The sequence below is a fragment of the Terriglobia bacterium genome, assembly GCA_020073205.1.
In the GTDB taxonomy this organism is placed as follows: Bacteria; Acidobacteriota; Polarisedimenticolia; order Polarisedimenticolales; family JAIQFR01; genus JAIQFR01.
This window is the reverse complement of the sequence record JAIQFR010000072.1, coordinates 1-23,187: the sequence shown is the minus strand read 5'-3', so window position 1 is coordinate 23,187 and position 23,187 is coordinate 1. Positions and strand designations below refer to the sequence as shown.

At 62.4% G+C, this 23,187-nt stretch carries 21 protein-coding genes; 16 read left to right on the top strand and 5 right to left on the bottom strand.

Translation table 11 applies throughout. The features are described 5' to 3' along the window. The 3 genes from LAO51_14400 to LAO51_14390 all read left to right on the top strand — a co-directional run. Positions 1–275: hypothetical protein (locus LAO51_14400; protein MBZ5639934.1), on the top strand; the 275-nt coding region annotated here is incomplete at its 5' end. Between the two features lie 283 nt (positions 276–558). Beyond that, positions 559–1,386, top strand: a complete 828-nt coding sequence (locus LAO51_14395; GenBank protein ID MBZ5639933.1) for a hypothetical protein — start codon at positions 559–561, stop codon at positions 1,384–1,386. A 66-nt stretch (positions 1,387–1,452) separates the two neighbouring features. Beyond that, positions 1,453–1,659 (top strand): helix-turn-helix domain-containing protein, encoded by a 207-nt coding sequence (locus tag LAO51_14390; GenBank protein MBZ5639932.1) that lies wholly within the window; start codon positions 1,453–1,455, stop codon positions 1,657–1,659. A 35-nt stretch (positions 1,660–1,694) separates the two neighbouring features. Here LAO51_14390 and LAO51_14385 read toward each other — a convergent pair whose 3' ends face one another. Further along, complete coding sequence (locus LAO51_14385; GenBank protein ID MBZ5639931.1) at positions 1,695–2,471, bottom strand: hypothetical protein; 777 nt, start codon at positions 2,469–2,471, stop codon at positions 1,695–1,697. Here LAO51_14385 and LAO51_14380 point away from each other — a divergent pair. The 4 genes from LAO51_14380 to LAO51_14365 all read left to right on the top strand — a co-directional run bounded on the left by LAO51_14380 (position 2,400) and on the right by LAO51_14365 (position 6,461). After that, positions 2,400–4,100, top strand: coding sequence for a DUF3631 domain-containing protein (locus LAO51_14380; GenBank protein MBZ5639930.1), 1,701 nt, complete (start codon positions 2,400–2,402; stop codon positions 4,098–4,100). The two genes, LAO51_14385 and LAO51_14380, sit on opposite strands and share 72 nt — an antisense overlap. Then, positions 4,097–4,714 (top strand): hypothetical protein, encoded by a 618-nt coding sequence (locus LAO51_14375; GenBank protein ID MBZ5639929.1) that lies wholly within the window; start codon positions 4,097–4,099, stop codon positions 4,712–4,714. The genes LAO51_14380 and LAO51_14375 overlap by 4 nt, the downstream gene beginning before the upstream one ends. 114 nt (positions 4,715–4,828) lie before the next feature. Then, positions 4,829–5,158 (top strand): helix-turn-helix domain-containing protein, encoded by a 330-nt coding sequence (locus tag LAO51_14370; GenBank protein ID MBZ5639928.1) that lies wholly within the window; start codon positions 4,829–4,831, stop codon positions 5,156–5,158. A 199-nt stretch (positions 5,159–5,357) separates the two neighbouring features. Beyond that, the gene (locus LAO51_14365) at positions 5,358–6,461 is read left to right on the top strand and encodes a site-specific integrase (GenBank protein MBZ5639927.1); all 1,104 of its coding nucleotides are present in this window, start codon (positions 5,358–5,360) and stop codon (positions 6,459–6,461) included. 457 nt (positions 6,462–6,918) lie between these two features. Here the strand turns inward: LAO51_14365 and LAO51_14360 are convergent, their stop codons facing one another. Both LAO51_14360 and LAO51_14355 read right to left on the bottom strand, forming a co-directional pair. After that, on the bottom strand, positions 6,919–8,790 hold the full coding sequence (locus LAO51_14360; protein ID MBZ5639926.1) for a HAMP domain-containing histidine kinase: 1,872 nt from the start codon (positions 8,788–8,790) through the stop codon (positions 6,919–6,921). Between the two features lies 1 nt (position 8,791). Continuing rightward, positions 8,792–9,502, bottom strand: coding sequence for a response regulator transcription factor (locus tag LAO51_14355; protein ID MBZ5639925.1), 711 nt, complete (start codon positions 9,500–9,502; stop codon positions 8,792–8,794). 397 nt (positions 9,503–9,899) lie between these two features. On the opposite strand from LAO51_14355, the gene LAO51_14350 reads away from it, so the two are divergent. The 8 genes from LAO51_14350 (at position 9,900) to LAO51_14315 (ending at position 19,439) form a co-directional block, all read left to right on the top strand. Next, the gene (locus tag LAO51_14350; protein MBZ5639924.1) at positions 9,900–10,262 is read left to right on the top strand and encodes a hypothetical protein; all 363 of its coding nucleotides are present in this window, start codon (positions 9,900–9,902) and stop codon (positions 10,260–10,262) included. A gap of 91 nt (positions 10,263–10,353) precedes the next feature. Next, a complete protein-coding gene (locus LAO51_14345; GenBank protein MBZ5639923.1) occupies positions 10,354–11,082 on the top strand; it encodes a CsgG/HfaB family protein in 729 nt (242 codons plus the stop codon). Between the two features lie 752 nt (positions 11,083–11,834). Next, the gene (locus LAO51_14340; GenBank protein MBZ5639922.1) at positions 11,835–12,041 is read left to right on the top strand and encodes a hypothetical protein; all 207 of its coding nucleotides are present in this window, start codon (positions 11,835–11,837) and stop codon (positions 12,039–12,041) included. 11 nt (positions 12,042–12,052) lie between these two features. Further along, positions 12,053–13,444, top strand: a complete 1,392-nt coding sequence (locus tag LAO51_14335) for a hypothetical protein (GenBank protein MBZ5639921.1) — start codon at positions 12,053–12,055, stop codon at positions 13,442–13,444. 119 nt (positions 13,445–13,563) lie between these two features. Then, positions 13,564–16,689, top strand: coding sequence for a hypothetical protein (locus LAO51_14330; protein MBZ5639920.1), 3,126 nt, complete (start codon positions 13,564–13,566; stop codon positions 16,687–16,689). Between the two features lie 397 nt (positions 16,690–17,086). Further along, positions 17,087–17,671 carry a site-specific integrase gene (locus LAO51_14325; GenBank protein ID MBZ5639919.1) on the top strand — a complete coding sequence of 195 codons (585 nt, stop codon included), beginning with the start codon at positions 17,087–17,089 and terminating at the stop codon, positions 17,669–17,671. A gap of 534 nt (positions 17,672–18,205) precedes the next feature. Beyond that, positions 18,206–18,406: a hypothetical protein gene (locus tag LAO51_14320; GenBank protein MBZ5639918.1), complete on the top strand. Its 201-nt coding sequence runs from the start codon at positions 18,206–18,208 to the stop codon at positions 18,404–18,406. A 562-nt stretch (positions 18,407–18,968) separates the two neighbouring features. Next, positions 18,969–19,439: a hypothetical protein gene (locus LAO51_14315; protein MBZ5639917.1), complete on the top strand. Its 471-nt coding sequence runs from the start codon at positions 18,969–18,971 to the stop codon at positions 19,437–19,439. A gap of 67 nt (positions 19,440–19,506) precedes the next feature. Here the strand turns inward: LAO51_14315 and LAO51_14310 are convergent, their stop codons facing one another. Beyond that, positions 19,507–20,796, bottom strand: coding sequence for an IS256 family transposase (locus LAO51_14310; protein MBZ5639916.1), 1,290 nt, complete (start codon positions 20,794–20,796; stop codon positions 19,507–19,509). 108 nt (positions 20,797–20,904) lie between these two features. Here LAO51_14310 and LAO51_14305 point away from each other — a divergent pair, with 108 nt between their 5' ends. Beyond that, positions 20,905–21,810 (top strand): hypothetical protein, encoded by a 906-nt coding sequence (locus LAO51_14305; GenBank protein ID MBZ5639915.1) that lies wholly within the window; start codon positions 20,905–20,907, stop codon positions 21,808–21,810. A 1,195-nt stretch (positions 21,811–23,005) separates the two neighbouring features. Here the strand turns inward: LAO51_14305 and LAO51_14300 are convergent. After that, positions 23,006–23,187, bottom strand: a 182-nt coding sequence (locus tag LAO51_14300; protein ID MBZ5639914.1) for a transposase, incomplete at its 5' end; no start/stop codon positions are given.

The following is a 23,187-nucleotide window of genomic DNA, read 5'->3' as shown; positions in this document are numbered from 1 at the left end:
AGCGGGTCGACCCCGCGGAGGTTGAAGTCATGGCGAAGAAGAAGACGACCGAAAAGAAGGCGAAGCCCCCGAAGGCGGAGAGGGCGCCGAAGGATTCGGAGGCGACGCGCGTGTTCGCGATCCGCGTCACCGACGAGGAGCTCGCGGCGATCCACCAGGCCGCGGGCCCTCGCAACGCGACGCGATTCATGCGGCAGGTGGCCGCCGCGTTCGCGGCGGAGAACAAGGACGCCTTCGAGGCTGTCCTGAAGGAGGCCAAGGAAGCCCGCTCGTAGATCACCACCACCTTGAACGACGGCCCGCGGGTCACGAGGCTCGCGGGCCGTTTCTTTTGACGCGGAACATGCCGCTGTGCGTCCGTTCACGTGCATTGTCCCTGGGTCTGAACTACCGATTTGAGTGTAGCGCCCGTCAGCGGCCCCACAAGCAAAAACGAACCACCTTCTTCATCTATTCCGAACACGCTTTCTATCGTGATAAGTTGTTTCTATGAAAACGACTGGTGCTCCACGCCGACGCCTGCGCCCGCCCCGTTGCTATTCCGAGCAGAAGACGAAAGTGACTGCCTACACCAATCCGACGGACCGCCCGGTTACATCGATTCGACTCGAAGACATCAGCAGGGAAGGCGCGTGGATAAGTTTCGTGCCTCCAGGGGAATCGAATCAGGTGTCGCTCCGACTTCGCCGAAACACCACCGCGTACGAAGCCATACGGGAGTGGTTCTTCCGGAGGTTTGCGAACGAAGGACCGAGCGACCGGAAATTCGATCTCAACGAAGTCGCTCGACTTTGGAACTTCGGCCCCGCGCCGAATATCGAGCGGACGGACTCTCCATCGCTCCACCTTGAGGGCCTTCGATCCGTCGAATGGGGCCACTACCTCGGGCTTGCGATCGAGACATGGGCGGCCTCGGGGCAGAGAGGCCTTTACCCGCACTACGTGCTGACCTGCCTCGATCCCGACAGCCGGCTTCCTTTCTTCTCTTCGCTAGGGCCGGATCCGATTCCCCCGGAGAACCGTTGGCTTTATGTCGGAATCGACGTCGCGCGGCCGCTCGAAATCCAATTTCGCGAGGCACTTGAACGTTGCCGGCGCATACAGGAGTACGCATTCATGCTGGTGGACGCGGCCCCGCCGCGTCCCGGGCGACGCGAGACCCTGCGAGACGTGTACATTTACACGTTACGGCGATCCGCGATGATGACGGTGCCTCAGATCGCCAAGGCGGTTTTCGAGAAAGAGAAGCAGCCTTCCGCTCAAAGGAAGGTCAAGGACGTTATTCGGCGCGTCGAGAATGCCCTCAAGACTCCGGGATTGGAATGGACCCCCCCGAAGCCGGAACGGACCCCCTTTCACCCCCGACGAACTAAGCCCACCCCTTAATTACACCTGTCGCGTCACTCCCGTCGCCTTTACCTTCGCAGCGAGAAGAGAACTGCGGAGGTACCCATGAGCGACCAGTTTCTTCACGCCCGGGAAGTCGCGACCCTTCTGAACATCAAGATCTCCACCGTCTACGCGCTGTGCCGACGCGGAGAACTCGTACACATCCGGCTTGGCGAAGGTCGGCGTCGACCACTGATTCGCTTCCGTCGAGAGGATCTCGATCAGTTCCTGCAGGATCGGACCATCGGCGCGCTGCCGGCGACGAAGTAGGAGCAATGATGGCTGGCCGTCTGGTCGAACACGTTCTAGAACGGCTTGTCGGAGTGAAGCCGCACGCCGGTGGTTGGACGGCGCACTGCCCCGTACATGATGACCACTGCAACAGCCTGTCTATTGGCGAGGGCAGCGATGGTCGGGTCTTGCTCAAGTGCTTCGCTGGCTGCGCGGTCGACGCGATCGTGCGCGCGATGGCCATGGAGGTCAAAGACCTGTTCCCGGCGTCGACCACGTCCAGTCGAGTTGAGGCTCCTTCCCAGCCCATCACGGTTGCGGACCTGGCCGAGAACAAGGCCATCCCCTTGGACTTCCTGCGGAGCCTCGGCCTCGAGGATCGCCACGACGGCGTCGTCATCCCGTACCGCCTCGAAGATGGGTCCTCCGCCACCAGACGCCGCCTCCGAATCGCGCTGACTGCGAAAGAGGGGTCCCTGTGGTTGTTTGGGAAGGGCAAGCCTGTTCCCTACGGCCTCGACCGCCTGACCGAAGCCAGGGCGGCCGGTTACCTCGTCCTCGTGGAAGGCGAGTCCGATTCCTGGACCCTCTGGTATCACGGTTTCCCCGCGCTCGGCATTCCCGGGGCCGACATGACCGCGAAGGTCGAAGCGTCCCACCTCGCTGGGATCGAGCGCCTCTTCGTAATCAGGGAGCCGGGAAAGAGCGGAGACACCTTCACGCGCGGGATCGCGAGGCGCCTGCGCGAGCTCAACTGGAACGGCCAGGCGCTCGTCGTCGTGTGCGGTGCTGCCAAGGATCCGAACGACCTGCACCGAGCCGACGACGCAGGATTCAAAGCGGCGTTCCAAGCCGTCCTCGACGCCGCTGTCCCGCTGCCGCCGGTTGGAGATCAGGATGAAGCCCCCGAACAGCCGGTCGAAGATGTTGACAGCCTGCTTCGTTCGACCGGCCTTTCGATGCTCGGCCTCAATCCATCGGCGGACGTGGTCGAAAGGGTCCTGCGGAAGTTCAAGGAGAAGCTCGAGGGCGAAGACCCTCTCCGTCGCGCCTCCGTAAGAAACGCCGCGATCATCAAGCTCGAATCCCTGGGCGTGCGCTCTCCGGCGAAACTCGTGGACGCCGCGATCGGTGGCGTGGGAACCGGCAGCGACGAGGATCTACAGGGACGAGCCGTCATCCTTTCTCAGCCCACACCCTGGCCCGAGCCGGTCGACGGTTCGCAACTCTTAGATCAGATCGTTCAAGTGCTGGAGCGTTACGTGGTCCTTGCGCGGGGTGCGGCCGTCGCGATCGCGCTCTGGATCATCCACGCGTATGCCCTTGCCGCCACCTTCATCTCCCCGCTCCTGGCGCTCGTGTCGCCCCAACGACGATGCGGGAAGACGACGGCGCTCGACGTGGTCGGCGCTCTCGTCCCTCGGAAGCTCCCCGCCTCGAACATCTCCCCTGCTGCGCTCTACAGAACGGTCGAGATGGTCCAACCCACCCTGCTCGTGGATGAGGGCGACACCTTCCTCGCAAACAACGACGACCTGCGGGGGATCCTCAACGCCGGCCACACCCGCTCCACTGCCATCGTGATCCGGACCGTTGGCGACGATCACGAGCCCAGGCAGTTCTCCACGTGGTGCCCGAAGCTCATCGCGATGATCGGGAAGCTGACCGATACTCTCGAAGACCGGTCGATTGTGATCTCGATGCGCCGGCGGGCACCGGGAGAGAAGATCGAGCGGCTGCGGCGGGACCGGATCGACAGGGAATTGGAACCCCTGCGATCCAAGGCCTTTCGCTGGGCGGCAGACCACGCGAAGGACCTGGCGGACGCGGAACCGAGCGTTCCCGAAGAACTTAATGACCGTGCTCAGGACAATTGGCGTCCCCTCCTGGCCATCGCCGATGCGATTGGCGGGGAGTGGCCCAAGAAGGCTCGGGAGGCGGCCCTTGCGCTGAACGGTGGCAGCGAGGATGGAGACCCATCTGCCGCCGTGCAGCTGCTGGCCGACATTCGTCAGCTCTTCGACGAGCGTGGGGACGACCAGATCCCCTCGGACGTCATCGTGTCCGCGCTCAACAACCTCGAGGATCGCCCGTGGCCGGAGTGGAGCAAGGGCAGACCCCTCTCCAAAACAGCGATGGCGAATCTGCTCCGTCCGTTCGGAGTCCGACCCAGGACCATCCGATACGGGTCCGAAACGCCGAGGGGCTATCGGTTGGCCGACTTCACGGATGCTTTCTCCCGTTACCTCCCTTCGCAACCGCAACAGCCGCAACAAGCGCGGAACGACGGGCTTTTTGGCCACTTTTCGAACCGCAACACACCCCCCCATGTTGCGGTTGCCGAAAGTGGTGAAAAAGAGCGGAACGACGCCGTTGTTGCGGGTGTTGCGGATCGGAAAGGGGAACCTGGTGAAGAAGGGGTCCCGCCGCCCGCGTCAGGGGGTCCACCGACCCCCGATCGGGAGCACTTCGAGCTATGACCCAGGCGTTGGTGCTCGTGCGCGAACTGCGGAGGAAGGGCGTCACCCTCGCCCTCTCGGGCGACCGCATTGTCTTGGACGCTCCGTCGGGGGCCATTACACCGGAGCATCGGGAGACGCTTCGCGCTGCGAAGCTCGAGTTGGTCAGGGTCCTCGAGCAAGAGGGCCAAGTCCTGGAAATGTCGTTGCGCGAGTTCGAGCGGTGCGGCTACGCCGTCGAGGCGACGGTGCCGTGGCTCTCGGAAACCCTGTGGTTCGTCCCGCGGGTCGAGCACATCCGCGTGCTGATGGCCGACGGTGTTCGGCGCGGACGGATCTGGACGGCCCGTGAACTTACCGACCTGTTGAGCATCTCGGGAATGAACCCTCAGGACATCGCAGGCTTTGCCCGCCTCAAGGCGGCATTTGGAATCGATGTCTTCTCCGTTGAGCAGGGCTTCATCGACGTCGTCCTCGCCGAGGAGCTTAAGAGCCAGACGAATTGCTCGAGCTGCGGTCAGGGCCGATTCTGGCGCTCCATTCACGGCGCTTTGGTCTGCGGGACCTGCCATCCCCCTGCAGCGCCCGAGCTCGTCGCGGAGTGGATCGACGCCGTGGAGCCGAACCATGGGTAGCCATGTGCGTCAGGACGCCGAGATCGCGGAGGTCGCCACGCTGCTCGCCGCAGGTCTGCCCAGGTGGGAGAACAAGTGGATCCCATGCAGGGGCGTGTCGTACCGGGTGACCGAATGACCGGCTTACATTGGACGTTCGACGCGTTGGATCGGGAGATCTCCGCGGCCCCGCCGGAGCGGCTCTCCACGATCATCGCCGCGCTTTCGGCGCGGATAGCTGCGGCCTCTGCTCGCCTCCTCGCGATGCCGACAGTCGGCTCAGGAAGAACGACCGGACCCGATGAGAACCTAGACATCGCCGAAGCGGCTCGACGGCTCGGCGTCTCACGAGACTGGCTCTACCGCCACGCCAAGGGGCTCCCCTTCGCGGTCCGTGTTGGCAGGCGGCTGGTCTTCTCGGCGCGCGGGCTGGAACGTTGGAACCAGATGAGGCAAGGGCGTTGATTAAGGTGCGGAGCGGAGGTAACTGTCCTGTGGGAAACGGCCCCGCCGGGTGTAGAAGCACCCGACGGGACCTGACCCACAACGCCTTGGGGACGTATCGTGGGCTGGGCCAAGGTTATCAGCATACCTGCACGGCTCGATCAACCACGACAGCGCCTCCTCGTTTTCAACGCGGGGCAGGGGCCCCCGGGAAGGCGCTATGAGGGGCGACGGTAGGGTCTTCGAGCGCGGTCATCGCTGGTTTATCCAGTACTACTTCCGCGGCAAGCCGGTCCGCGAGCCGGGAGGCCTCGATGGCCGTGGAGCCAAGTCCGAGGCCGAGGCCCGCAAAAGACTCAAGGCACGCCTGAAGGAGATCTACGGCGACCGATTCATTGGTCCCCGAGCCGAACGAATCACCGTGGAGGAACTCCTGGACTCCTACTCGGCGCACCTGCGGCAGAAGGGTGCGAAGTCCGCTTCCCGCATCGAATGCAAGTTCAAGCCGGTCCGAGCCTTCTTCAAGTTCATGCGAGCCTCGGACGTGACGACCGAGCAGATTCGGATGTTCATCGACTCGCGACTCGAGGAGGGCAAGGCGCCGGCGACCTGCAATCGATCCGTGCAGCACATGCGGGCCGCCTTCCGGCTCGCGCACAAGGAGGAGAAGATCCTCCGGGTGCCGTACTTCCCGACGCTGCGCGAGAACAACGTGCGCACCGGGTTCTTCGAGCGGCACGAGATCGAGACCATCGTCGCCCACCTCCCGGAGACCATCGACGACATCGTGCGGTTCGGCTACTGCAGCGGCTGGAGGCGCGGGGAGATCCTCAGCCTTCGGTGGGAGGATGTCGATCGCGACGCAGGAGAAGTTCGTCTTCGCGCCGAAGCGTCGAAGACGGGCGAGGGACGCTGCCTTCCGCTGGAGATCGGGGAGCTACAGGACGTGATCGAGCGGCGGTGGGCGGCTCGCGAATACTCCCTACCCGACGGCGCGTCCGGGCTCTCTGCGGTCGTCTTCCACCGCCATGGCAACCCGGTGAAGGACTTCAAGCGCGTGTGGGCTGCGGCCTGCACCTCGGCGAAGGTGCCGGGCCGCCTCTTCCACGATCTTCGCCGTTCCGCGGTCCGCGACATGATCCGTGCGGGCGTTCCCCAGGCGGTCGCCCAGCGGATCTCCGGCCACAAGACCGCCAGCATCTTCAACCGCTACAACATCACGTCGGACACGGACAAGCGAGAGGCGCTCCGGAAGCTCGAGGCGTATCGAGCGTCTCGACCCGCACCTGCGTCCAACGTCGTCGTAATGTCGCGCCCCAGTTAGGATCTCCGTGAAGAACGAGCACAGAACGAGCACAATTTGGCCCAACGGCCCCTTCTTCAATGCGAGACCTCTCGCGCCTCCACCCGAAATCTTCCGCCATTTCGCGCTTTTCCGTGGTGCCGGAGCCGGGACTCGAACCCGGACTCCCCTGCGGGAAGGGGATTTTAAGCCAGGACTATGCGCGATGACGAGACGACGCCAGCCGAAGAGAACCAAACGGAACGCGGGTTTATGCCACTGGCTCTTGGTTCCTTTTGTACCACGTCGGCTCTGGTTCGAGCACAAAACGAGCACAACCTCTTGCGATCGCTCAGAGGGGAGACGGCTGGTCACCGTTTCGCTTCAAGAAATCGGACAGCGAACGGACGCTCAGTGGGTCGCAGAAACTGAACGTGCTGCGGCTCGCGTCTGGGGTGGATGGCGCGCGGTGGCAAAGCTCAACCGGCTGCGCTCGCCGTTACACACTGCCCTTACCCGTGGCGCCGAAGGCGAGCCGGATCTCGAGCCCACCACCATCCGCTGCTGGACGATTTCGGGCCTCGATCCTGGCGCCCATCGCTTCGGCAAGCATGCGCGCGATGGCAAGACCGATGCCTGTCCCCTTCGTCCGGCGCGTGGTCTCTCCCTCAACGCGGTAGAACGTGTCGAAGATGCGCCCGAGTTCCCCTTTGGGAACACCGGGCCCGCGGTCGCTCCACGTCCAGACGACGGAGTCACCCTCCTTCATCAACGACATCTCCAGGGTGCGCTCGGCGGCGCCGGCGGCGAACTTCAGGCTGTTGTCGAGAAACACGAGGAACACCTGCCGAACGGCATCCGGGTCGTACGCGATGGCAGGAGGGGGGTCGGTCGGCACGTTGCACGTCAACCGGAAACCCTGACGCTCGGCGAGGGCGGACAACTCCCGGCAGATGTCCTCGAAGTCCAGGGAGGGCACACGCACCTGAGACTCGACGCGATACGTCCTTTTCTCCAGACGCGCGAGCTGGAGCACGTTCTCGATGAGGCGGGACAGTCGGGCGCTCTCCCGGCTGATCTGGCCGTAGTACTCGTACCTCTTCGCGTCGTCAACGGCCATTCCCTCTTCGAGCATCTCCGCGTACATCCGGATGGATGTGAGAGGGGTTCGCAGCTCGTGTGTCACCGCGGAGACGAGATCCCGCCGCTTCTGCGACAGGCGAACCTCGCCAGCGGCAGTGCGGTAGATAGACACGAGGCCGAGCGCGAGGACAGCGCCGGCGAGGACCACCAGCATCATCAACATGTCGCGCCCGGCGAGGCGCGGATAGGATGCCGCTCGGATTCGCCAGACGAAGAGGTTGAGCGGATAACCCAAGGAACGCTCGAAGAAAGGCCGATTAGCGGCCGACGCCGCGGCTGCCGATCCGTATCGAGCCAGCTCTTCGTCTCCCAGGTTGAGCGATGCGATCGCGAACCCCGCCAAGGGTGAGCGAGGGAACGTCTGGTCCATCAACCACTCGAAGAACTTCGGCCCGTCGAGCACAAACCCCTGAAGGTAGAGCGATCGATCCAACCAGAGCTTGCGGTAGAAGACGATAAAGTGCTTTTCGACGAGCCTGGCCTGGAAGGGGTCGATCGACACCTGCCGCGCGCGCGCGCGCTGCCAGGCCCTGGAAACCGGCGGGGTTACCTCTTCGCTGGATGGCCTCTGCTTCTCGAAAACGCGCAGTTCAGCCTCTGTTGACTTCTCCCCTTGCGAGAGGATCCGATTCTCGGCTCTCTTGCGTCCCAGGGGACCGCCCGACCTCTTCTCCGAGAGCGGCTCCAGGTCAGCTACGGTCACGTCCTTCGATGACGCTCCTAGCTCGAACACCTCCGGAGGATGGAGTTTGCCGGGTGGCGTCGCGCCTTCGCGCATCCGCGCTTGAAACGAGCTCGTCAAACGAGCGAGAAGCGCTTGGAGTTCCTCACGCGTCTGACGCTCCCCAGTCGGGATGCCGGGTGACGGTTGTTGGCCCACCGGTAGGTACGGCGTGGTAACGGCCCCATCCGGATCAATCTGGAAGTAGCCGACGAGTCCTCGCGAATCGTCCCCTGGGAGGCGGGAAAGTGGCGACCGCGCCAGCGACACTCCTGACAGTCCCGATACCGAATAGAAGTAGCGAAACTCTCCAAAGGGCCGCCCCTCTTCCGCCTCAAGTAGCCAACGCTGCTGCTGCTGGACTTGATCGAACACCTGCTCGGCGTACCCGCGGGCAAGGCTCCGTTCCTCGCGGCCCAGCTGCTGAACAAAGCGCAGAACAATGAGGACGAAACCAACCACCAGGACGAGGGTGAAAACCGCGAACTGCCGGCGCAGACGTTTCATCTCACAATCCCATCCGATAACCCTCGCCGCGCACGGTCCGAATCAGTCGCGGCTCGTCCGGGTCCTTCTCGATCTTGCGACGCAGCTTGGCAATATGAATGTCGACCGTCCGGGTGTCGATATCGGGGTCGCGGTATCCCCACACCTCCCGCAATAGTTCGCCCCGACTGACGGGCCGGTCCGCGGCCCGGATGAGGCATCTCAGGATGTCGACCTCTCGGTGAGTCAGATCCACGGACCGACCGTCGACCTCGGCGGTGAAAGTCCTAGGATCCACGGTTAGCCGGTCCCAGCAGACTTTCCCCTGATCGGCGGCGAGCTTCTGGCTGCGTCGCAGCACCGCCTCGACGCGTGCCACCAACTCCCGGACGGAAAACGGCTTGACGACGTAATCATCTGCTCCGCTCTTCAGGCCGCGAATAATGTCGTCCTCATCTCCCTTGGCCGTCAGCATGATGATCGGCTGCGAACGGTCCTGGTGCCGGACCGCATCACAGATCTGAAAGCCGTCGACGGAGGGGAGCATTAGGTCGAGCACGATCAGATGGAATCCGCCGGAGAGCGCCTGCTCCAAGCCCTCTCGGCCGTCCGCGACGGCCGTTACGTCGTAGCCGTGATAGAGGAAGACATCGACGAGTCCGTTGCGGATGGGATCCTCGTCCTCGACGATCAGGATGCGAATCTTCGGAGGGGTCGCCGTAGGCCTGGACATCTCGCCTCCTTCCGCGTTTCTCCTCCCCATGATGCCTCAGAATTACTACCGGGAGCAGCTTACAGACGACATCCGCGCCAGGAACTGGTGCCTCGGCTCCCTCTGATCGAGGCCGATTCGGGTGTTCGCGGCTAGCGGGCTGTCATCCGTTTATCGCTCCCACCAATACGTCCTATCGGTCCTGTCGCGCCGGACCCCATTGTAAAAGAAATGCAAAAGGGGCGGTCGCCTTTTTTACGTGCAGCTGTCTGGTACCCAAGGTTGGTCGCGCACACATTTCTTGTCGCGAGGAGGAACCCATGAACGCGAACACGCTAAACGAATCGCACAGAGCAGTTCTCCTGACTGCTGCGGCCGTACTGGTCGTGGCGGCTGGACGAACGCAAGGAGAGCGGACATGACCAAGCGACCATTGGCGACGCTATGCGCGATGGCGGTCTTTCTCTGCGTCGCGTTGCTCTCTGGAAGTTGTTCCGGGACGGGCGAGGTCCTCGACAGCTCCGGCGGGCAGGGACACTTGCAGATCCAAATGATTGTGTCGGGGCTCGACTGGAATGTGTACGTCGATGGCGCTTACGTCGGACGGTTGACAGTGTCGGGACAGAGGATAGAGCGCGATTACCCGGAGGGATCCCACAGCTTGACCCTCCGAGACAATCCGACCGGCCGCGAATCGTACCCGTACACGTTCACCGTGGTGACGGGTGCCACGCGGATCCTCCAGCTCGGTTCGGGGGATACGCCGATCGCATGGCGCTGAATCCCTCGGAGGCGAGTTGCTCGCCTCTAAGGGGGGCAATCGGTGTGAATTCGGATTCAAGCGCGGCAACGCGGAAGGAGGAGGAAGTTCCATGCGTGCAAGATGGGAGACGCTCGTTGGACTGACCATGGTGGCGTTCGTAAGCCTCAAGGCGGGGGGGATTGCTCTCGCGAGGGGGGAGACCGGCCCCTCGCACGCGATCGGACTCGCCAGCTTCGTCGACGAAAAAGGGGGTGTCGTTTCGATCGACGACGAGTGCGTGACCGGCGACAAGTGCGATAAGAAATGGCTCGCCATGAAGTACTCTGAGCGCGACGGGCGAAGAGTCAGTGTCCTCGTCGAGCCTGGCTCCGAGGCCGCCGCCGGAGTATCCGGAATCGAAGACCTTCTCGCAAAGGCCTTGATAGAAACTCACCGCTTCCGAGTGGTTGATGACGGAGATACCGATTTCAGGATCACCGCATCGGTGCAAGCTGGCGCGATGGAAGGACGAAGCTCAGGAGGTGGGATGGCCGGGTTAGGTCACAGACTTCTTGGGGCGATCGGTGGCGGTGTGGGCAAGTCGAAGAGCACGCTTCAACTGGCGTTGCGGATCATCAACTCGCGCACACATGAAGTGGAGGCGGTCCAGACGGTGCAGGGCAGCTCGTCGGCGACTAGTTGGAATCTCGGCGGATTGGCGGCCGGGTTAGTGGGAAACCGGGTTGGCGCCGGGGCGGCTGGGATTGGCAAGTGGAAGAGCCCCTCGCAGGCGGCAGCGGCGGTGGTGTGCGCGAACAAGGCAGCTTACCTGATCGCTGTCAGACTGTCGGCCGAGTGATCCCGACCGCAGTCTTGTGGATTCGCTTGACGGTCGACGATGGCGTATGACCCGTCCTTCGGTCGTCGTACCACCGTCTATGTCAGTCCAAGCGCCATTGCCGGCGGGTGACAGCGTAAGGGAACCCGCCGGTAATGGCGGTATCGAGGCGTAAAGCCGATGGTCTTGCGGATCAGCTCTCTGCCACAGCTCCTGCGGCTGCCTCATTCAGGTAGCACCGCCAGAAGAAACACCACCGCTCTGTTCCTCGGCCGCGAACGGCGCGACCCGCGCGGTGAAAGGCGACTCATAACGTCCTTTATGATGCAGCGTCAAGCGCTCCGATTGGGTGCTCTGCATCCTAGAAACCAGCGTATATTCTGGCGGACGTCAGCCTTGTCGTCCAAGGTCCACGGTATTTTGGCACTCCCGCGGGGGGATCAGTCATGAAGCGGCCAAGGTCCGATTTGGTTTGCGTGGCGATTTGCTTTGTCATCTCGCTGCAGGGCGTTGCGGTTCGCGCAGCGGACCAGATCGAGCCGCGTGACGAACCGCAGGTCGTCCCGACGCAAGTGCTCCGGTCAACCTCCTACGCCATGTCACGAGCGACCGCTGCCGCAGGGGCGGCCCGAATGTCCTCGACGAGTTTTGTGTCCACGACCACGGCGGCAGAACTCTCACCAACGGGCGGGTCCTCGTTCTGCAACGCCGGAAGTCGGACGACCACGGGCTTCTGGTCTGTGCTGGGCCTTGGTCCAGTCCCGATCGTGCTCATGGGGAGCAGGAACATCGCCGATCCTCTGAACGTGGACCTTCGGTGGAGCGGGGCTGAGAGCACGTACCAGCTGTTTCGAGCGTACACCTCGGTGGACATCTTCAATCCCGCGAACCTGGACCGCGAGACGGGAACCTGCAATGCGACCGATGCGCTCGCGTTCCAATCGGGCGTGATTTTCTACAACGTGATCCCAAGACCCTAGAGGGGGCGGCCATGAAGCGCGTACGCAGTATTGCGGCTGTCGTCGCTCTGGCGCTGTCCATGCCAAGCCTAGTGCTGGCCCAGGCATCGACGCCACAGGCGATCAAGGTCCAAGGCTATTTGACTCAGAGCGGGACCCCGGTGAACGGAACCGTCACCATGGGGTTCGCCCTCTACGACGCGGACTTCCCGGGTGGCACGAACCTCGGTGCCCTCTTGCCCCAGAGCGTGACGGTGGCGAACGGGATCTACGAGGTAGAACTCGCGTTTCAAGCGAGCCTGTTCACGGGATCGAGCCGGTACCTTGAGATCACGGTCAACGGCGAGACCCTGACCCCTCGGATACACCTGGCGAGCACGCCGTTCGCCTACCAGGCCGAGAAGCTGGACGGCTTCGAGGGCGCGGACTTCGTCAAGAAGGCCGGGGACACGATGAGCGGGCCACTCACCGTACAAGGCACGGTCACCTCCATGAGCGGTGGCTTCCAGTTTCCGGACTCGACGGTGCAAACCACGGCCGCTACCAGGTCTAACATGGGCAATACACTTGACCAGGCGTACGACCAGGGAGGGCCCGGAGTCGGCAGGACGATCAACGCGGACTCTGGAGCGGTGGCCATCAATGGTGCTGGTGGACTCTCCGTCGCCGGCAATGTCGGGATCGGTACGCAGGTTCCAGCAACCACACTGGACGTTGCCCAAAACGGAGCTAGCACGGGTATGAGGTTATCAAACGCAGGTACTGGTGGCACGGTGGCAACTCTATACAACGGTAGCACCGGAGCCATCAACGGGATGCTGTCTTTGTATTCTGGGACGAGCGAGATCATCAGGCTATACGCTTACGGGTCGGGCAATTCTTGGATTTCCGCAGGCAACGTCGGCATCGGGACAACGGCGCCAGGCAGGCTGCTTGATATCAATGGCATAACGCGTCATAGAGATCTGGCACTCTTCGGGGCAAGCGATGAGTATGGAACTGTGACCTGGAGCACGAGCGGTTTCAATATTCTTGGAAATAGTGGCAGAGCTCTGACACTCGGCGCAAATGGAACCCCGGATAGGGTGACTGTAGCAACTAACGGCAACGTAGGGATCGGAACGACCTCGCCGACCACGAAGCTAACGGTGGCCGGCGTGATCCAGAGCACTACCGGAGGAATCAAGTTTCCCGATGGAACAACGCAGACAACCGCGACGCTGCCCCATACTTTCGCGGCCTGTGTGAATTTCTCAGGCACGAATTGCACCACGATTTTCTGCAGTTGCGGCAGCGCCACACAGATTACTCAGGTGCAGTCTGATTGTACGGTTACGTCAGACACTGGCTCATGTTCTGCATACTCCTTCAGTTGTGCCGGAGGTGGGATCGGTCACGGCACTTGTTGCGTGTGTCGGCCATAGCGCTGGCCGAAAGGATCGCGCGTGCGAGGGTAAGATGCGACAGGCTTGTGCCAGGCTTGTGTTTGTCGGAGTCGAACGTGATTCGCTATAGCCTGATTCTAAGACCGTAGGGGACAGCCATGAAGCACAAATCCGCTTGGCACTTCTTGTTGCGGTTAGGGATCGGCGTCGCGCTACCCTGCCTTCCCGCTACGATATCCGCGAACGTGACGAGTTGGACGCGATATGATTTTCGGATGCCAATCTTGCACCAGTGGACCACAATTCCTTTCGACGTCAAGATCAGCGCGGCTGGTCCGAGCATCGGCGAGGTCGAGGGGTTTGGAACTGTCGACGTTGTGGTGGGATCGACGGATCCCGACAATGAGGTTGTGCTCGAGCAACAGGACCTCGGGAGCTGCGGCGCTGAAGCCACTGGCTTGACTTATTCCAATCTTCATACTCTCAGTATTTCCAACCCACATCCTGAGCGTGGCGCGCTGGTTTCGATTAGGTTCGAGAACATCCAAGTGCCGGTTGACTACACTCGGCTATTTCTCTTTATCGGGGGTCTCTCACCTGCCTCTTCACCAATCTCTGCGATCGGAACGTACAGGGGATGGACGCAGGTAGGCAGTACCTTCGCCATCGACGACAACAGCGTCAACGACATCGCCTGGAATCCAGCAGCGCGGGAGATCACTACCAGCGGCTCCGATACCGGTTACAGCCGCGGCATCATTCTCGACCTTGGCGACCAGGCACGATTCAATTTTACGCTTGCCGTTACATTGGCACAGACACGACCGCTCCAGATCTCCCTCGGTTTCGTGGGAGAGGTGGATGCGGTCTTTTACGAAGGCTTATGGTGGAATGACCTAGACGTTCCCGTCCATCCGCTCCACATCGGCGACAGCTTCGACTACTTCAGCCGGGAGGGCGGGAGCTACGCAATCTTCAACACGGCAGCCGGTCTTCGCGTCACACGCACGCCCCCGGAGGGATGCCGGTTCAACCAGACCACTCCCGCGTCGTATCCCGAGATGTACTATTACGTCGACGCGGCAGATGGAATCGTTGGCGCCAAAGACGCCGAACCCGCCGATAGCGCTGCATATTTCTATCAGAATCTGCACGTCGAGTGCGTGCCAGCGGAACTACCACAGCCGCAGCTTTTCATCCCCGTCGATTACAGTAGCTTCAATAACACTCCAGATCCCGCGAATGACAACCATCCTCCCAGCTTTGTGGGTTCTTCCTCCAGTAATGCGGGTCACAAGGTATTGACTTTTCGAAGCGCCTTCTTTTGGGAGAACTCTGAGCCGCTTTGCAGCGAACATGGCCCCTACGCCGACATTAAGTTCGGCACAGCTGATCCAGTCGTTCTGACTAACTACCTTTTTCCGGAACTACGCGCAAACGCTTTTCTCTTTACGCAACCTGGGCTCCTGTACTCAGGATACGAGCTGCCAGGGCCAATTTGGGGCGGGTACTCGCCCATGGCCCCGTACCCCGACCCCTACGACGAGTGGATCGATGGGCCATTCGGATGTACGTACTCCAATATCCTGGTATGGGACTGGGACCAGCCGCAGGCGCCGCAGTCGGTCGCTCTATGGGTTGCTGAGGCCGACCACCCGAATGACCTGATGGCCTTGTACCCTCAGAAAATCACGCGCGACACCACGGGGGAGATACTCTTCAGGGTGGGGAGCTTTGGTTGGGTGCGACTGGAGAATACAGATGTTCCGCCCAGCGAGGTGGAACCGTCAGTGGATAACGCCGACGTTTATTGGTGGAGTGGATGGGATGGGAAGTATCCGGAGGAGGTTTATGGACCGCAGGCTCACCCGGCCCTGCAGCAGTACTGCCCGCAGGAGACTTGTCCCGGGTCCCAATTCAGGCCTTTTACAGATGCGCAATTCCTGAACTTTCTCTGGTCGGTCACGTGGCCAGGTTTGCGGGTAGGTCTGCTGGAATCTCCGCGGCCCGATGAACCTCCGATGCCTCCACCGGTGATGGTCCTTTCGGAAGGACTTGTTCCGTATAGCGTGCGCCCGTCATCGACCGCAGTGTCAGCGGGTCAGGTACTGGCAGACTGGCAGCTGAGCATTCTTAACTACTCGGATGTTTCCAGTTCCGAAGACTTCGCGATTCGACTTGGCCTTTCCATCCTGCCCATCGGTTCGCCCGGCGGACCGATGGCGGTTGCAGAACTAGGTACGCTGACAGGTCATTGGTGGTTTCAGCCCAAGGCGATCGGGAACGTAGATACTGTCGGCCAGCTGAAGGTACCATGCAATTTGCCAGCCGGCATGTACTACGTCGTGGCGGCTGGAAGTGGTCAACCGTTCTCCAGCCCCGCGCCACCAGTGAGAATTGAGGTAACACCGAGTCACCCGAGTCTCGCCTGCCCCCGGGACGCTACGGTCGAATGCACAGGCAATCAAGGAATTGGTAGGGATGATCCGCAGTTAGAAGCATTCTTCGGAGGAGCATCGGCGAGCGACTCGTGCAACGGACCATTGACGATCTCCGACAACGCCCCAGCGTTTCTTGGGCTCGGGACTACGTCGGTCACGTTCAGCGCCGAAAATCCCGATGTTGCGCCCATGTCTTGTCATGCCACCGTTAGCGTCGTCGACACGGTGGCTCCCACCATCCACTGTCCGGACAACATCCGTGTGGAGTGCACAGGCCCCGATGGGGTAGCGGCTTCCGATCCACAACTCAGTTCGTTCTTCGCCGATGTGGGTGCACATGATGTGTGCTACCCGTCGTTGCAACTGTCGAACGATGCGCCACCCGTCTTCGGACTTGGGGGACCGACGCTCGTAACTTTCACCGCGACTGATGGCTCCGGACACGTTGCGCGTTGCCAGGCATCGGTTACCGTGCAAGATACAACTCCTCCCGCCGTGTCTGCCGCCGCGAGCCCCACGGTACTGTGGCCGCCGAACCACCAGATGGTTCATGTGGAAGCGATGGTAGCTGCCACGGATATGTGCGGCCCTACCTCGGTGGTTCTATCCTCGGTCACTAGTAGTGAGCTTGCCGACGCACCCAGGAACGGCGACGGGAACACCGCGCAGGATGTCCAAGGTGCCGCGGTTGGTACCCCCGATTTCGATTTCGATCTTCGGGCGGAACGGGCGCCGTCAGGCCCTGGCCGCACCTACACAATTGTGTACACCGCCACCGACGCCGCAGGGAATAAGACCTCGGCTACGGCCTACGTTCGGGTCCCCCATGATCAGCGGAGGTGAGCCGCGATCAAGTGGGCCCAGACTAGAGGTCCTGGCAGCGAACATCAATACTGCGGATAGAGTGCGGAGTTTGGGGGCGTCCAATCGTAGTGCCCACCTTGTCCGGAGCGATCCTGGGGCATCCTAGAGCGTCGTTTTCCGGGCCGACCGGCCCTTGGAGCGCCCGACGACCGAAAGAAAGGCGCAGCGTTGCGGCCGCGCCCTGGTTGCCCTCCTTGCAGTAGTCCTCGGGCATGAGGACCGTGGTGACTGAGCGGTTGGCCGCCGTGATGATCCAGAACTTCTGGCCGACTACCGTGCGGTCCACCCGCATTGCCCGACGCCCCCGCCGGGTCACACTGCCGGCTCCCCTTGACTTCCTCCCCCACCGCTGGCCCTGTCGTTCCCGGAGGTCCCCATGCCCCACCTCGCCCCTCCGACCCTGACCGCCGCTGAGCAGAAAGCGGTCCTGCGGGCCACGGCTGCCAACCTGCGCGACCACACGATCTTCTCGATGGCGCTCGGGACCGGCCTGCGCCTGGCCGAGCTGGTTGGGCTGAACGTCGGCGACGTGTTCGCGCCCGACGGCACGCCCCGGGTCCGCGTCCGCATCCGGCCCGAGATCGCGAAGGGCGGCCGGGCGGCAGACGTGTTTCTGCCCGACCGGCTGGTCGTGAAGCTGAAGCGGTTCTGGCGGTTCAAGCGGCAGCGCGGCGAGGATCTGGCCCCCGGTGAGCCGCTCTTCTGCAACCAATCCCGTCGCCGCATCTCGAAACGTCGAGTCCAGTTCGCGTGGAGGACGTGGCAGCAGAAGGCGGGGTTCGATCGGTTGTACCCCTTCCACTGCACCCGACACTCGGCGGTCACGAACGTCTACCGGGCCACCCACGACCTGTTTCTGGCGCAAAGGTTTGCGCGCCATGTCAGCCCGCTGACAACGGTGGTGTACACGCATCCGAGCGATGAGGAGATGCACGGGAAGGTGCGGGGGCTCGCCTGCTAGAACGGCGGGCTAAACTTGGCCGGCCCGCTTCCCGGTGCCGTGGCAAAGCTGACAGGTTCCGGGTCCCCCGCATGCGCCGCAAGGAGAATACCAGTCACGTTTCCACCACTTGTGTCGCGCCATCCGCGTCCCGGTACCAGAGCACTTCACGCACTTCCCCGAGCCCTCGCAGAAGGGGAATAGCTTTGCGTCCTGCGTAGAATCCGCCCGACCCTTCCAGGCTCCCCCCAGCATGCTCACCCTTTCGCACGCTTGGGTGGGCAGCCTCGCTGGCCGCTCATCCCGTCCCGCCACTGTACGCTCGCGAGCGCAGGACGGCCACCCTCAGCTGCCGTTCGAGCCGGGCCTGTTCCTGGCGCAGAGGTTCGCGAGGCACGTCAGCCTGCCGGCGAGCATCCTGCTTGAGTAGCATCCTGGCAATGCCGATACCCCTCGACCCGCCATCGACACCGTACGCCACGCCGCAACCTGCCTGGGGGTATTATCAGACTCGCGTACGAGCGCGGCCTCCCGCGCCGCATCGATAGGGGGCGGATGATGCGCAAATCGGAGCGTTCCGGTCGAATCGAGTACCCTCACGAGGGGTTTTCGGTTACCTGGGACGAGGACGGGCTGAGCGTAGAGGTCACCGACTATCACGCCGGCGTGCTGAGACTCCCGTGGAACGCGGTGTTCAGCATCGCGAAGTGCGCCGGGCAGGAGGTCGGGCCATCACCTGTCTCCACGGAGGTGTGAGCCGCCGACTGCGCGGCTCGACCCGCCGCCGCGTTGATCCCGCCGCGACTCGGCCACGAATCGGCACGCGAATCGGCATTGCCCCCGCACCGATATCCGGCGTATACCGTACGCAGCAACCGAAGGGGGGCTGCAAATGCGTACTCTTCTGGTCCTTTGTGTGCTCGGCGTGGTGTGCGTGCTGCCGGTGGCGGCCAGCGATCCGGGGCAGCCTCTCGATTGCAGCGATTGGGTGTTGCTGGAGCCCGGTTACACATGTCAGGCGTTAGACGTCTTCGCGGACTTCACCAAGGGAAGCAACCTAGCCCTCGACAATACCGGGCGATTCCTCAGCGTTGAGGGAGGTCCCGACGTCGAGATGTACAATGATTGGTACTCGCCTATGAGCTTCCTTTCACTGCGAGTGGGTGACGTGATCGTCGCTACAGTTCAAGATCGTGTCGGTTCTGGTGGGTGTTCGGACCATATGCGTCCCACCCGGCCGTATTGCAGTACGGCATATCAGGGAGGCCCCTGTGTCGGCTATGGGCTTCACCTTGGCCGGACTGTGGTTTTCGATCCCGTGAACGGACGCGCCCTCATTCCTGTTGAAGTCTACGGATGGAGCGGGAGTCGCTGCGGATATTCCGAGTCGAAGATAATCGCGATCGGCGGATTCACCACCCTCTACGACATCCAGCAAACCTACACACCCTCCGCCGCCAGCCTCAGTTTCCACGTCCCGGTCATGCCCGAAGGCATGGCCGCCGCCGACTACTTCGACACCTACTGGGGCGACCTCGCCACCGTCGGCAACTGGTCACAGGCCCACGGGCTGCAATGCCATTACCCTGCCACCGCTCCCGCACGCGGCGACTACCTGACCGCCGTGGACACCCTTCCGTCGCCCCCACCCGGCCACGGCTACTACTACGTCACCGCGGCGACGTACCAGGGGCAGACGAGGTACGGGAGAAAGACGTGCGGCGCGAGGCTGACGGGGAGAGATCCGGGGGTGCTGCCTGCGTGCATCCAATCCAAGTTCGGTGACTAACTTATCGCAGCACGGCGGGGATGTCCCCGGTTCCGTTGAAAGATGACGAGCGGTCTCTGGCCATGTTCTACGCGACTTTCTCTTCTGCGTCCACCTTGTTGACGCCGACGGCAGCGTCGAGCGCCGCGACGAGTTGAGATATCTCACGATGACCGCGGATCCTTCGGAAACGCTTGCCGGCCTCGATGAGGCCCGTCGCAGCCCAGCGCACCACCATCGCGCCGCCCCGCCAGCGCTTCACGTTCCTCGCCACCGTTTTCACCTTACCGTTCAGGTTCTCGATCGGATTCGTGGAGCAGAGCGTCCTATACAACGCGCCAGAGACCCCGAGCCGGATGAGCGTCAGGGTCTCCTCCATCCCCTCGCGGATCGATCCGGCAGCTCCGGGATGGTCGTTGTCGAGCTGATCGGCCAGGTGGGACAGCCTCTCCCGGGCTTTCGTGACCGTCCCCGCGTCCCACGCCTTACGAACCGCGGCCCGCACCCACGAGCGACGGTGCTGGGGAAGATGCTCGGCGACGTTGCGCTGCTTGTGCACGTGGCACCGATGGACCAGGGCCCACACGCCGAAGACCATCCGGATCGCCTTCCGGATCCCCTTGCCGCCGTCGATCACGAACAGCCTTGCCCGCTCGACTCGGAGTCCGCGTTCGATCAGGCTCGTCAGCAAGCTTCGGCAGACTCCCTCGCTCTCCGTCGTCCCCTCGACGACCCCCAGGACGTGCTTGTGACCCTCGGCGTCGATGCCCAGCGCGATCACCAGGACGTGCTCGCCGAAGGCCGTCCCGTCGAGGAGGATCACCGGAAGATCCAGATCATCGAGGGGACGAGACAAGAACTCCTCTACCCGGCGCCGGCTCATGGCGATGAAGCGACGAGACACGCTCGAAGAACTGGTCATTCCGGCCTGCAGCCCCTCGGGGATGGCCTCGAGGCTGGCGCCGTACTTCCGAGTGCTCACGCCCGCGAGGATCTGCTCCAGGGCGCGCTCGTGGAGGGGGTCCGCTTCGGCGAAGTGACGCCACGACGGCAGCTCGATCTCCCGGCCGTTGACGGCCCGGACCCGCGGCCTCGGGACCTTCACCGTGCGTCCCCCGAGTACCAGCCGGCCTTCGTCGTACCCGTGCCGGTAGGCCTGCCGGTCAGGCTGCCAGCGCCGCAGCGGCCCGCACAGCGTCTCTCGATCCTCCTCGAGCATCTGCATCACGCCTTCGAACCCACGGACCAGGACAACCTCCAGCAGCCGCGCCCGGGGGCTGAGAGAGCCCCACGGAGGGGCGAATCCGCTCGTGGAGGCCGACCTCCCAGGGGCAGATGTGGCTTCCGCGAACGTCCTCTTCGTGCCATGCTTCTTCATGACGGTGGTCTCCTTTCTTTTCCCAACCCAATGATGTCATTGGGCCGGAGACCGCCGTCAATCTTTCAACGCCGACCGGGACAACCCCCAGCACGGCGGAGGCGACCCGTGAACGACCGACAAGCCAAGATCATGTGGGCCACAGGCATCGGCGCCAGCGCAGTACTTGTACTTACGATGTTCTGCATCCCTTTCTTCGGTTGCACAAGTTGTAGCGTCACGCAGGCGATCTACGTGGTCGGAATCCTCCGCATCATCCTCGGTCTCGTACTCCCGATACTGTTCGTAGGCGTTTGCCTGTATCTTGCTCCAAACCCTTGGAAGACAGGTGTCGCGAGCCAGCGCCAGACTCGCCCCGGCGACCCCGCGGTTTCACCGGACCCCTCTGTCCTCGTCCAGGACGTTCCTCGGGCGTCACGATCGCTGCGGCTGACCGTGTTAATCATGATCGTCTGGCTGACGGCGCTTAGCCTGGTGGCCGCCTTCCTCGCGCTACTGCAATACGCGTCGTCTTACCCACAGGCGCTTCGAGCGACCTCTGTCGTCCTTGTCAACGACGCGGGCGCCCAAGTGGCATCGCTCGCGATCGATAATGCGTCTGCTTCGCATTCTCCGAAGCTCCTCTTGCGAGACGGAACGGGAGTTGCCAAGGTGGCCCTCAGCCAGGATGGGCTTCACTTCCTAGAAGGTGACAGACTTGTCGCCACTTATGAACGGGAGGCGTTCGCTGTCGGCGATCCGGACGCGAAAGACACTGCCGTCATTTATGGGACCGTGCGCGATCGCGTCCCCTCATTCGCGTTAGCCACCACGACGCAGTGGCTAAGAATGCACGTCTCCGAAGAGCGGACCCAAAAGCAAACAGGGGTGAAACCGACAGGCCTGTGGGTGGTCGACAAGAAGACGGGAGCAAATCGTTTCCTCTTGGAAGTTCCCGCAGCCAGAACTACTCTCGAGATTGGGGATTCTGCGGGGCGATCCCACGTCGTCGCCCAGGCGGGTGTTGTTCCGTAATAAAGGACAACTGGACCTCTCACCAGAACATCACCACATTGGTATTCCCCGCGTCCCGCGAAGCAGCGAGGCGCGGCGAGCTGGGCTCCGCAGTTAGCTATCTCCCCGACCGCTCACTGCCGGGATCATCTGCACTTCAACCGCAAGATATCGCAGCCGACCATGAGAGTGGCCTGAAATGGTCGAGTAGTCGTGCCAGTCGAGTACGTACCGCCCTACGATCTCGATTGGGGACTCGCGTTTACGTTTGGTGCCTGGCGAAGTGCGAGCGCTCCATCTGAGGAGGCCTGACACTCTCCTGCCGTTGCCTAGGCTGAACGCGGCGGAAGTGTCCTCGGCGCCGCGCGCTTGCGCCCAGTACGCGCTGTCATTCGTGAGGAGGACCGCCCACGCAGTTACGTCCGGCAGACGCCGGCAGAGGGACTCAAGCCGCTGCAAATCCTTCATGAAGTCGTATCGACCGATTGGTTGGGCTCCATGGTTTTGCAGGTTGAAGGTCTCGTCCGGAAGCGAGCCAGCGATCGCTCGGGTCTTGTACTTGAGTTCGAACGCATAGCAGCGGTGCGCCAGTTCGACGACTACGTCAACGTGTAGCGAGCCCAGGTCGGAGTCGAGAGGACGCTCCAGACGGACCATCGCGCTTGGACACCGGCTGTGCAGTTCCCAGGCAAACGCATGCTGAAAGTCAGCCTCGGAATGAAAGAGCTGCCGCCGTCTTGCCAATCGTTGAAGCAGTCCGTGAACTTCTAGCACGTCCTCTTGCTCCTGTCCTCCTAGCGCGCAGTCAGCCACGGGGCGCGTTGGCGCGGGAGGTGCGTGATTACGCCCTGTGACAGTGCGGTCCGGCAGCCTCGGAGCCACGTCACTCGTCCATCTGCCGACACCCTCGACGGCTAATTGCCAGTACCCTGTCGATTACTTTCCGAAGGGCTCGGGCCCCGGCGTCGAACTCGTCTGCAGAGAGTGGTGCTGTCGTCCCTAACAAGTCCCGATCCTCGGGGACTTTCTTGACGTAGCGTTCCGTAACCGCGCCCTCGTTGTGTTGGTGGGCGTGTCTCTTGTTGAAGACTCGGCGAAGAACTAGGATTTCCGATTCCGCAAGATCGTCGAGAATATCGACTGCGACTTCACGTTTGAAGAAACGTCTCGTCGCAAACAGGTCTTGAAAGTTGAGGCTCGTCTCCTGAAAGTGTGATCACTCGAGAGGGAGGTCGCCGCACCCATGCCAGATGGCGATGATGTAGGTCTGGGTCGTGCGGTAGCCGTAGGCGCGATGGCTGACGACCTTCACCTTGTTGTTCATTCCTTCGAGGGCGCCGTTCGACACCCGCAGTTGGGTCCAGGCCAGGATGCCGTCGAGGTGCTCGCGGATCATCC

What these genes read in the sequence shown, in the direction of transcription:
- LAO51_14390 (MBZ5639932.1), top strand. Translation starts at nt 1,453, where the DNA reads ATGAGCGACCAGTTTCTTCACGCCCGGGAAGTCGCGACCCTTCTGAAC.
- LAO51_14375 (MBZ5639929.1), top strand. Translation starts at nt 4,097, where the DNA reads ATGACCCAGGCGTTGGTGCTCGTGCGCGAACTGCGGAGGAAGGGCGTC.
- LAO51_14370 (MBZ5639928.1), top strand. Translation starts at nt 4,829, where the DNA reads ATGACCGGCTTACATTGGACGTTCGACGCGTTGGATCGGGAGATCTCC.
- LAO51_14365 (MBZ5639927.1), top strand. Translation starts at nt 5,358, where the DNA reads ATGAGGGGCGACGGTAGGGTCTTCGAGCGCGGTCATCGCTGGTTTATC.
- LAO51_14360 (MBZ5639926.1), bottom strand. Translation starts at nt 8,790, where the DNA reads ATGAAACGTCTGCGCCGGCAGTTCGCGGTTTTCACCCTCGTCCTGGTG.
- LAO51_14355 (MBZ5639925.1), bottom strand. Translation starts at nt 9,502, where the DNA reads ATGTCCAGGCCTACGGCGACCCCTCCGAAGATTCGCATCCTGATCGTC.
- LAO51_14350 (MBZ5639924.1), top strand. Translation starts at nt 9,900, where the DNA reads ATGACCAAGCGACCATTGGCGACGCTATGCGCGATGGCGGTCTTTCTC.
- LAO51_14345 (MBZ5639923.1), top strand. Translation starts at nt 10,354, where the DNA reads ATGCGTGCAAGATGGGAGACGCTCGTTGGACTGACCATGGTGGCGTTC.
- LAO51_14340 (MBZ5639922.1), top strand. Translation starts at nt 11,835, where the DNA reads ATGGGGAGCAGGAACATCGCCGATCCTCTGAACGTGGACCTTCGGTGG.
- LAO51_14335 (MBZ5639921.1), top strand. Translation starts at nt 12,053, where the DNA reads ATGAAGCGCGTACGCAGTATTGCGGCTGTCGTCGCTCTGGCGCTGTCC.
- LAO51_14330 (MBZ5639920.1), top strand. Translation starts at nt 13,564, where the DNA reads ATGAAGCACAAATCCGCTTGGCACTTCTTGTTGCGGTTAGGGATCGGC.
- LAO51_14325 (MBZ5639919.1), top strand. Translation starts at nt 17,087, where the DNA reads ATGCCCCACCTCGCCCCTCCGACCCTGACCGCCGCTGAGCAGAAAGCG.
- LAO51_14320 (MBZ5639918.1), top strand. Translation starts at nt 18,206, where the DNA reads ATGATGCGCAAATCGGAGCGTTCCGGTCGAATCGAGTACCCTCACGAG.
- LAO51_14310 (MBZ5639916.1), bottom strand. Translation starts at nt 20,796, where the DNA reads ATGAAGAAGCATGGCACGAAGAGGACGTTCGCGGAAGCCACATCTGCC.